Below are 10,876 nucleotides of genomic sequence, written 5' to 3'. Positions count from 1 at the left end.
TTCCATGAATGCAATTATACAACTTTTTTCCGGATCCTGATTTATGGGTTACCCACACGATTCAACACAGACCCGGATTTCCGACAGAATCATTCGTTCGGATAGCTTCAACGGCCAACCCGATCCATCCGTTTCCGTTAAAAAAAGAATTATCTTTGCGAACTTTATGACGTTGATACATCGCATCAGACATCCGGAACGAGTCGGTAGAAATGCTTTTTATCACCTTGTCACGAACAAAGAAAAGAAGAACATGTTGAAAAGAAAACGAAACCTGCGCTGCGGAAAAGGGCTGCTGGCAGGCTTTTTGCTCTCTATCGCCCTTACCATCAGCGGACAGACAGCCGAATCAGGCAATCAACTCCGTGTCAGCTTACTGACGTGCTCGCCCAGCAACGACGAAACGTACACGCTCTATGGTCACACGGCGATCCGTATTCAGGAAACGCTCGAAACGGAAAGTTTCATACGTACGTCGGATTATGTCTTCAACTACGGCATCTTCGATTTTTCCAAACCCAACTTCATTTATCGCTTTGCGCGTGGCGAAACGGACTACATACTCGGCGTCATGGATTTCGAGAGTTATCTGAACGAATACCGGATGCGCGGCAGCGAAGTCTGCGAACAGGTGCTCAACCTCGACTCGACCGAGCGAGTGGCGTTACTCCAAGCACTCACCACGAACGCGCTTCCCGAAAATCGGGTATACCGGTATAATTTTTTCTTCGACAACTGCGCCACCCGTCCGGCGGTGATGATCGAACAGGCTGTTCAAGGGAAGATTGCCTATGCCGAACGTCGGGTCGAAGAGTCTTTTCGCGACATGATCAATTATTGCACGCGTAATCACCCATGGAATACCTTCGGCTGCGATCTCGCGCTGGGCAGCCCGACCGACCGCACCATGACGCTGCGCGAGTCTTTTTTTATCCCCGCACGGCTGAAAGAAGCGTTTGCAGAGGCATGGATCATCCGCCCCGACGGTTCGAAACATCGGCTTGTCTCAGCTACCCATATCCTGACGGAAGAAGTGAAAGACGAACCGGAAAAGACGTTCTTTACGCCACTCGTATGCAGTCTGATTTTCTTCGTTATTGTCGCATTACTGACCCTTATCGAAACCCGCAAAAAGACTTATTTCCGGTGGCTCGACGTCGGATTGTTCTTCCTTGCCGGAGCAGCCGGCTGCGTGCTGTTCTTCCTCAGCTTCCTCTCGGTGCATCCCTGCATGTGGCCGAATAGTTCGCTCGGATGGTTACATCCGCTCCATTGGGTGGGAGCCGTCCTGATGGCCGTAAAAAAACTTAACAAAGCCGCATATTGTTATCATTTTATTAACTTTGCGGCGCTTTGCGCAGTGCCGATCGGATGGATTCTCCTCCCACAGCATCTGAACATCGCTTTTATTCCGCTGATGCTAAGTTTAATGTTACGCTCCGGAAAATACTTGATAAGAAGAAAGACAAAACAGTTCGAATGATAAAATTCATTTCCTCTCTGATTGCGATTCTGGCGGTAGGTAACCTTCAGGCGCAACAGCATGCCCCGAAGTTGGTCGTTTACATCACGGTCGACCAGCTGCGCGGCGATTATATCGAATATTTCTACCACACCTTCGGCGAACGCGGATTCAAACGCCTTTTCAATGAAGGAACCGTATATCATAACGTCCGCTTCGGATTCAGCAACGTCGATCAGGCAACGGCTTTCGCCACCCTCTTCACCGGTGCTTATCCTTCGACGCACGGCATTACCGGTAGCCGGATCTTTGATTTCGAAAAATCGAAGGAAGTATCGCCGCTCCACGATCCCGATTTCCTCGGCAATTATACGCGCGATCATTATTCGCCCAAGAAACTGCTGGCGGCCACGATCGGCGACGAGCTGAAAATCGCTTCGAAAGGACGGAGTGAAGTCTACGCCATCGCCCCCGATGCCGAAAGCGCGATCCTCTCGGCCGGACATGCTGCCAACGGCGCTTTCTGGCTCGACAATTACAACGGCAAATGGGCGACTACGACCTACTACAAAGGCGTGCCATGGTATGTAGAAAAATATAACAACGGAAGCGAATCGCTGTCGGCACGGTTAAGCACGCTGGTATGGCAACCGTCGTTGCCGGTCGGCAAATACGACGCACTGCCTTACGTGCAGGAGAACACGGCCTTCCAGCATACGTTCAAAGCGAACACCGTAGGATGTTATCCCGACCTGAAAACTTCGCCATACGGCAATAAGGAAGTGAACAGACTCGCCGCTCAGTTCCTCGAATACGGAGCATTCGGGACACGCCCCACACCGGATATGCTGTCTATCACGTTCTATGCCGGAAATTTCCGCGATATCCCCGGTAAAGAATATAACCGTGAGATTCAGGACACGTATCATCAGTTGGACAAAGACCTCGAACAATTGCTCGACCTGATCGACAAGAAGGTCGGTCTTTCTCATACGCTCGTCGTACTTTCGGGCACCGGCTATTTCAAGAGCGAAGAAACGCTCCCCGACGGGATGAAACTCGCCGGCGGAGAATTTCATCCTAAACGCTGCATGGCGTTACTGAACATGTACCTGATGGCTATCTACGGTCAGAAGAACTGGATCAACGGATTTTACAACAATCAAGTTTTCCTCAACCGTAAAACGATCGAAGACGCGAAAATCGATCCGGCCGAATTTGAAAACAAGGCGGCGGAATTTCTGCGCGAGTTCAGCGGTGTGGAACGTGTCACCACCGACATGGCGCTGCGTTCGGGCACGTGGAACGAGGAGATGGCCGACTTTCATCGCGGGACGTATCACACGGGACGCGGCAATCTGCTGATCTCGCTGCAACCGGGCTGGAGAATCCGTCACGAAGAAAACCCGAACGAAAAACCCCGCATCATCCGGAACAACGCGGTACCGATGCCGGCTATCTTTTTCGGATGCGGCATCAAACCGCAACATATTTACCGCGAAATCAAGGCGACGGAAATCGCTCCGACCGTAACTCACGTGCTGCGTATTCGTCCACCGAACGCCTGCGACGAATATCCGCTTCCCGAAATCCGGCAACAGTAAGGATTCGGTTGTCACACCAAACATCTATTCACAACTAAGAAATTAAAAAATACAACGATATGGGATTTAACGAAATAATGACGAAGTTGTTCGGCAACAAGTCACAACGAGATTTAAAAGAAATTACGCCTTACGTAGATAAGATCAAGGCGGCCTACCCGGCCATCGAGGGGCTTTCGCACGACGAGTTACGTGCCCGCTCGGCAGACATCCGCAAGCGCATACAGGATTACGTGAGCGAAGAGAAAAAACGCATCGAAGAGTTGCGCAAGGGCATCGACGGAAAAGAATTGGAAGAGCGTGAAACGATCTGGGCCGAAGTAGACGAAATCGAAAAGAAGATAGCCGATCAGTACGAGAAAGTGCTGGAAGAGGTGCTGCCCGAGGCTTTTGCCATCGTTAAAGATACGGCGCGTCGTTTCGTGCAAAACGAAGAGATTACGGTCACAGCGACCGATTTCGACCGCGACTTGGCGGCCGGCCACGACTTCGTACGCATCGAAGGCGACAAGGCGATCTATCAGAATCATTGGGTAGCCGGCGGCAACGAGGTGAAATGGGACATGATACATTACGATGTGCAGCTCTTCGGCGGTGTCGTGCTGCACAAGGGAAAGATTGCCGAAATGGCCACCGGCGAAGGAAAGACGCTCGTAGCTACGCTGCCCGTCTTCCTCAACGCCCTCACAGGCGAAGGCGTGCATGTGGTAACGGTCAACGACTACCTCTCGAAACGTGACTCGGAGTGGATGGGACCACTTTACATGTTTCACGGGCTGTCGGTCGATTGCATCGACAAGCATCAGCCGAACTCCGACAGCCGGCGCAAGGCTTATCTGGCCGACATCACGTTCGGAACGAACAACGAGTTCGGCTTCGACTACCTGCGCGACAACATGGCCATCAGCCCGCAGGACCTCGTACAACGCAAACACAACTACGCGATTGTCGACGAGGTAGACTCGGTATTGATCGACGACGCGCGTACACCGCTGATTATCTCCGGTCCCGTGCCCAAAGGTGAAGAACAACTCTTCGACGAATACCGCACGAAGGTAGAAACCGTGGTCAACGCTCAAAAGAATTTGTGTACGAAGCTCCTCACCGAAGCCAAGTCGAAGATGGCGAGCGACGACAAGAAAACGCACGAAGAAGGCAGCCTCCTGCTCTATCGCTCGTTCAAAGGACTACCCAAGAACAAGGCGCTCATCAAATTCCTGAGCGAACAGGGCGTAAAAGCCAGCATGCTCAAGACCGAAGAGTTTTACATGCAGGACAACATGCGCAACATGCACCTCGTAACCGACGATCTCTATTTCGTCATCGACGAGAAAAACAACAGCATCGAGCTGACCGATAAAGGACTCGACTTGCTGACGGGTAATATGGAAGATCCGCAATTCTTCGTGCTGCCCGACATCGCTTCGCAACTGTCGGAGATCAGTAACATGGGATTATTGGAGGCGGAAAAACAAGCCAAGAAGGACGAACTGCTAACGAATTACTCGATCAAGAGCGAACGTGTGCACACGATCAACCAGCTGCTGAAGGCCTACACGCTTTTCGAGAAAGACGACGAATACGTGGTCATCGACGGGCAGGTGAAGATCGTCGACGAGCAGACGGGCCGTATCATGGAAGGCCGTCGTTATTCGGACGGGTTGCATCAGGCTATCGAAGCGAAAGAGCGCGTGAAGGTAGAAGCGGCCACTCAGACGTTCGCCACCATTACCTTGCAGAATTATTTCCGTATGTATCATAAGCTGTCGGGTATGACCGGTACGGCCGAAACGGAAGCCGGCGAGCTTTGGAACATTTATAAGCTGGATGTTGTCGTCATCCCGACGAACAAGCCGATCGCGCGTACCGACATGAACGACCGCATCTACAAGACGACCCGCGAGAAGTACAACGCGGTGATCGAGGAGATCAGTGCGCTGGTCAAAGCCGGCCGACCGGTGCTTGTGGGTACGACTTCGGTCGAAATTTCGGAATTGTTGAGCCGTATGCTCCACATGCGTAAGATTCCGCACAATGTATTGAATGCGAAACTGCATCAGCGGGAGGCGGAGATCGTCGCGCTGGCGGGACAGTCGGGCACGGTGACCATCGCCACGAACATGGCCGGTCGCGGAACCGACATCAAATTGTCGCCGGCCGTACGCGCTGCCGGAGGATTGGCCATTATCGGTACCGAACGTCATGAGAGCCGTCGTGTAGACCGGCAGTTGCGCGGTCGTGCGGGACGTCAGGGCGACCCGGGATCGTCCGTGTTCTTCGTTTCGCTCGAAGACAACCTGATGCGTCTCTTCGCCTCGGAACGCATCGCCGGACTGATGGACAAACTCGGATTCAAAGAAGGCGAGGTGCTTGAGCACAACATGCTCAGCAAGTCGGTGGAACGCGCGCAGAAGAAGGTGGAAGAAAACAACTTCGGCATCCGTAAGCGTCTGCTCGAATACGACGACGTGATGAACTCGCAACGAAGCGTGATCTACACGCGCCGGCGTCATGCCCTGATGGGTGAACGGATCGGCCTCGATGTGATGAACACGCTCTACGACACGACGACAGCCCTTGTGGAACAGGCGGTAGACAGCGGCGATTTCGAAGGGTTCAAACTGGAGCTTTTCCGCACACTCGCGCTTGAATGCCCGGTTTCGGAAGAGACATTCCGCGAAATGAAAACCGATCAGCTCGTCGACGAAGTGTTCGATGCCGCGCTGAAACAGTATAAACGTCGTACGGAAAGGATGGCACAAGTAGCCAATCCGGTTATCAAACAGGTGTTCGAGAATCAGGGAGCGATGTACGAAAACATCATGATCCCGATTACCGACGGTAAACGGATGTACAACATCTCCTGCAATCTGAAAGAGGCTTACGAAACGGATTCGAAAGCCATCGTGAAAGCGTTTCAGAAAGCGATCACGCTGCATACGATCGACGAGTCGTGGAAGGAGCATCTGCGCGAGATGGACGATCTGCGCCAGTCGGTACAGAACGCCAGCTACGAAAACAAAGATCCGTTGTTGATTTACAAGCTCGAAGCGTATAACCTGTTCAAGGTCATGGTCGAGGAAATGAACAAGAAGACGGTAGCCGTGCTGATGCGCGGACAGATTCCGGTACGTGAGGAAGAACAGCAACCGATGCAGGTGCGCGAGGCCGCTCCCGAACGACGCACGGACATGAGCCGTTACCGTACGGAGAAAGATACGGTAAGCAGCGGCGGACGGGCCGACGGCAGCGGTGATCCGTTGCTTCCCAAACCTCCGACGGGCGGGGGACAGTCGCGGCAGCCTCAGGAGCCGGTGCGCGTGGAGAAGAAAGTGGGACGGAACGATCCGTGTCCCTGCGGCAGCGGCAAGAAATACAAAAACTGCCACGGCAAGGGACTCTAAACATTCCTATACATTATATATAATGTGGTATAAGCAAAAGGAGACGCGCCGGAAGGTACGTCTCTTTTCTTTCGGAAAAAACAAACCCATTTGAAGTGATGCCGTCTGCCGTCCGTATATGGATATACCGCTTGGTGCTGATACTTGTCGGAGAGACATGTTCGACAGTATCATACGGCCGGAGCAGCGATGTGTACTTCTCCAAAATCGGTATCGAGAACGGTCTGTCCCAGCTATCGGTCATGAGCATCTATCAGGACGAGTTGGGCACGATGTGGTTCGGCACACGTGAAGGGCTGAACCTGTACAACGGAAGCAGCATCACGGTGTTGCAACCGAAAGAAGATGATCCGCATTCGCTGTCGGGCAATCTGATCAAGACGATCTGCGGCGACGGCCAAGGCTCCGTATTCATCCAGACCCAGAACGGCATCGACCGGTTCGACCTGCGCACCCGCACCTTGTCACGGATCACCGACACCCCGTACGATGCCATGGCCTATGACACCGACCGTTTGCTGTTGGCCGCGCAAAACCGTCTCTACACGTATCGTGACGGCAAGTTCTCGCTTCTTCTTGAAACAAGCCATGCACAAACGGTCATCACGCGGATTCACACCCGGACGGATGGGCGTCTCGTCATCGGCACGATCGATTCGGGGGTCTACACCGTCGGGACGGATGGGCGCGTCCGGTCGCTTATCACGGGTTGCAGTCGTGTCTCGTCGATCTACGAAGACAGCCGGCAGAACCTCTGGATCGCCACGTGGCAGAACGGACTGTACCGGCTGACGCCGCAGGGCACCGTCGTCAACTACCGCGAGAGTGCCGACGGCCGCGCGCTCTCGTCGAACTTCGTACGCACCGTATGCGAAGACAACAACGGCGGAATATGGATCGGCACGAAGAACGGACTCGACCGGTTCGATACCGTCACGGAGCAGTTTACGCACTACGACTCGGAAGAGCATAACCTGCAAAAGCTATCGAACGAATCGGTTTGGTATTTATACAAAGACCGGCAGGGTACGATTTGGGCGGGTACGTACTTCGGCGGGGTCAATTACTTCAACCCCGAATATGATTTTTACACGTTCCACGACTTGCAGAAAGGGGTATTGCGGAACAAGCCTTTTCCGGTCATCAGCCGGGTGATCGAGGCGGAAGACGGCCGGCTCTTTCTCTGTACCGAGGGCAACGGGCTGCTTTTGTACGATCCGTCGGAGAAGACGTACACGGACTATGCCGCGCTGAGGCAGAAAAACATCAAGACGGCTTATTACGACCGCGCTCGCCATCAGTTATGGCTCGGCCTGCATCTGGAAGGTCTCTGCATGCTCGATACGAAAACGCAACAAGTGACGTTTTACCGCGAAATCAACTCCGCCCTGCACGAATCGAATGTCGTCCGGGCCATTCTCCCCTACCGTGAGCACCTGCTCGTGGCCACCTACAACGGGCTCTACGTGTTCGACCGCCGCACCGCGCAATTCTCCGTTTTTTCCGAAACGTTGCATCGGTCGGTCACCTACTTCATCGATGTGCAGCCCGACGACGAAGACCGGCTGTGGATCGCCAGCCACGGACTGTACCGGTACGACCTGCGGACGGGAATCTGCCGGAGTTATACGCATCGCAAAGACGATCCGGCGTCGCTCAGTAACAACCAGATCAACAAAATCCTGATCGACCGCAAACACAAGGTATGGATTGCCACGAACGGAGGCGGTGTGAATCGTTACAACCCTTCGTCCGATGCGTTTACCCGCTTCGATTCCGACAACGGTTCGCTCTCGAACGCGTACATCAGCAATCTGGCCGAGCTGCCTTCGGGCAAATTACTGCTGGCCACCACGCAGGGCTTCTCGACCCTCGATCCCGCGACGCAGGAAATCAACCATTACGACTCCGGCAGCGGTTTTCCGCTCAACTCGCTTTACAACGGCGGTCTGACCGTCACGGCCGACAACGAAGTCTATATCGCCGGCATGAACGGCATGGTATCTTTCGCCGAAGACAAGCTGGCTGCCCGGCTGCCGCCTTTCAACCTGTATCTCTCGCAGCTGTGGGTCAATCATACGCCGGTACGCCCCGGCGATGCTTCGGGCATCCTGAACGCAGCGCTGCCGTTTACCGAATCCGTCGCGTTGAATCACAAACAGTCGATGCTGGAGTTCGAATTTTCGTCCGATCATTTCATCGCCACGAACCGTCCCGGTTTCCGGTACCGGTTGCTGGGTCTGTCCGAACAATGGATGTCGGTGCAGCCGGGCACCCATCGGTTTAACTTTGCCGGCATCCGTCCGGGCAAGTATCGCCTCGAACTGGAGGCCGTCTCGCCGATCGACGGAGCGGTGCTGGCCCGCACCGCGCTCAAGCTGAACATGGCTCCTCCTCTCTACCAAACGTGGTATGCCTATCTGTGTTACGCCTTGCTGCTGGCCGCGCTGGCCGCGCTTTACGTCCGGTTCGTCCAATCGAGGGTGAGGCTCGTAGCCTCGCTCGAATACCAGAAGAAAGAAAAGGAGCATTTAGAAGCCGTCAACCAGTCGAAGCTGCGTTTCTTCACCAATATCACACACGAGTTTCGGACTCCGCTGACCATCATCGCCAGTCAGATAGACACGATGATGCAGACGGGCAAGACGTCTGCCGACGTGCACCGCCGCATGGTCAGTGTGCGTCGCAACATCGGGCTTATGCAAAACCTGATCAACGAACTGATGGAGTTCCGCAAAGCAGAGAATGGCAAGCTTGTGATCCGCGCAGGAGAGCACGACATCGTTAAATTCATGCACGAAATGTATCTCGCCTTCGAAGAATACGCGGGACACCGGCAGATCGAGTTCACCTTCCATACCGACCGCGAAAGCATACGCTTGTGGTTCGACCCGGCACAGATGCAGAAAGTATTCTACAACCTGCTCTCCAACGCCTTCAAATATACGTCGGCCGGCGGGAGCGTCGGGATGAGCGTGAGCGAACATGCCGACGAAGTCCGCATCGCCGTGCGCGACAGCGGACAGGGCATCCGCGAAAGCGACATCCCCCATATCTTTGACCGCTTCTATCAGGTAGATACCGGACTGAAGACCGACGAATCCGTATCGCCCGGAACAGGCATCGGACTGGCGCTGACGAAACATATCGCCGACGCGCACGGGGCGCGCGTGCTTGTATCGAGCCGCATCGGCGAAGGCAGCACCTTCGAAGTAGTGATGAAGAAAGGCGACGGGCATCTCTCGGACGGGCAAAAGCGCGGATTGCAGGCGGCCGGCGAATGGCATATACGCCCCGTCGAAGTCTACGACGCGCTGCCCGACACGCCTTCTCCCGACACGACCGAAAGCAACCGCGAGCGGCCTTCCATCCTGATCGTAGAAGACAACCCCGAACTGCTTCATGTGCTGCAAAGCATCCTCGAGCCGATCTACACGGTCCATACCGCCTCGAACGGCGAAGAAGGACTACGGAAAACCATCCGCCATCAGCCCGATATCGTATTGAGCGACCTGATGATGCCCCTCCTCTCAGGAAGCGAAATGTGCCTGCGAATCAAAAACAATTTCGCCACGTCGCACATCCCCGTCGTCCTGCTCACGGCACAAACCGCCGTCGAAGCCAAACTCGACAGCCTCCGCCTCGGAGCCGACGACTATATCACCAAACCGTTCGATGTGAACCTGCTCGTCGCGCGCTGCCAAAACCTGATCAACGGACGACGCCTGCTGCAGGAAAAATTCGGACGCTCGACCGAACTCCCTCCCTCGGCCATCGCCTCGAACGAAATCGACCGCGAATTTATCGAACGCGCCCGTCAGGTCATCGAACAACATCTGTCCGACGAAGATTTCGACGTCGCCCTCTTCTCGCGCGAAATGGCGTTGGGACGCACCCGCCTGTTCCATAAAATCAAAGGCGTCACCGGGCAAACTCCCAACGAATTTATCCTCACCATCCGGATGAAAAAAGCCACCTACCTGCTCCAAAGTCATCCGGAAATGAATATCGCCGACGTGGCATACAAAGTAGGCTTCGGCTCGCCGAAATATTTCTCCAAATGCTTCCGCGAACAGTTCGGGATGTCTCCCTCCGAATTCCGCACCCGCCAACTCGCCCCGCCTTCGGGCAAGCAGTAAAGACCGTGACGATTTTGCCCGACCCTGTTTGTCCGATAACGAAAAAACAGACGACCGAACAGAAGAAAAAACGTTCAATCGTCCATTTCTATGTTTTAAAACATCATTGATCTCTTTTTTTTCCGATGCAAGCAATGTATTTTTGACGTGCAATTAAAAAATTGCCTTTCGGGAAAATCCCGAAAGAGAAAATCAATCGAATTTTATCATCGGGAAAACCCCGAAAAGAAAAATCAAACGGATTTGATCGTCGGGAAAACCCCGAAA

At 54.0% G+C, this 10,876-nt stretch carries 4 protein-coding genes; all 4 read left to right on the top strand.

All coding sequences use genetic code 11. The features are described 5' to 3' along the window. Positions 1-253 precede the first annotated feature (253 nt). The 4 genes from EII41_RS00710 (at position 254) to EII41_RS00695 (ending at position 10,609) form a co-directional block, all read left to right on the top strand. Positions 254-1,483: a DUF4105 domain-containing protein gene (locus EII41_RS00710; RefSeq protein ID WP_124789007.1), complete on the top strand. Its 1,230-nt coding sequence runs from the start codon at positions 254-256 to the stop codon at positions 1,481-1,483. Continuing rightward, a complete protein-coding gene (locus tag EII41_RS00705; protein ID WP_124789006.1) occupies positions 1,480-3,066 on the top strand; it encodes an alkaline phosphatase family protein in 1,587 nt (528 codons plus the stop codon). The genes EII41_RS00710 and EII41_RS00705 overlap by 4 nt, the downstream gene beginning before the upstream one ends. 59 nt (positions 3,067-3,125) lie before the next feature. After that, positions 3,126-6,470, top strand: a complete 3,345-nt coding sequence (secA, locus tag EII41_RS00700) for a preprotein translocase subunit SecA (RefSeq protein WP_124789005.1) — start codon at positions 3,126-3,128, stop codon at positions 6,468-6,470. A gap of 98 nt (positions 6,471-6,568) precedes the next feature. Further along, complete coding sequence (locus EII41_RS00695) at positions 6,569-10,609, top strand: two-component regulator propeller domain-containing protein (RefSeq protein WP_124789004.1); 4,041 nt, start codon at positions 6,569-6,571, stop codon at positions 10,607-10,609. Positions 10,610-10,876 lie beyond the last annotated feature (267 nt).

This window comes from Tannerella forsythia (assembly GCF_003860135.1).
Lineage (GTDB): Bacteria > Bacteroidota > Bacteroidia > Bacteroidales > Tannerellaceae > Tannerella > Tannerella forsythia_A.
This window is presented reverse-complemented; position numbering and strand designations above follow the sequence as displayed.